Annotated in this window: 1 pseudogene; it reads right to left on the bottom strand. The window is 48.4% G+C overall.

Features of this window, described 5'->3' with window-relative positions:
* Positions 1–64: 64 nt before the first annotated feature.
* Positions 65–572: pseudogene (locus R7Q48_RS29615) on the bottom strand (YggW family oxidoreductase); the annotation flags it as partial.

The raw sequence follows: 572 nt of genomic DNA on the forward strand, positions 1-572 counted from the left end.
TTAGTGTTAACTGTTTCTATACAAAAAGCCTCTCGTCTGAGAGGCTTTTTGTCGTTCGCGTGGTTTACTCTTCGTCTTCTTCTGCCATAAAGGCTTCTAGTAAGTCGTTGAGGAACAGCTTTCCTTTCTCGGTGATCTGCCAGTGCGTCTCCGTTTCACTCAAATAGCCCATCTCTAACGCCCAATAAATGGTGTCTTGAATGGTACTGAGCGGTAAGCCCGTGGTATCCACATAATCTTGCTTCGGACACGCTTCCATCAAGCGGAAGCGGTTCATGAAGAACTCAAATGGGCGGCCTTCATCGGCAACGAGCTGCTCGGTATGCAAATACGGTTTTACCATATTTTGATAAGCTGCCAAGTAGCCACGAGGATGCTTCACTTTCGTGGTACGAATGATGCGGCCATCAGCGAAACTCAATTTGCCGTGTGAGCCACAGCCGATGCCGAGGTAATCACCAAAGCGCCAGTAATTCAGGTTGTGCTGACACTGATAGCCCGGTTTGCTGTAGCCAGAGATTTCGTACTGAACGTAACCTGCTGCTGCTAGCTTTTCATGCCCTTGTTCGAAG

It is taken from the genome of Vibrio sp. 378 (assembly GCF_033339435.1).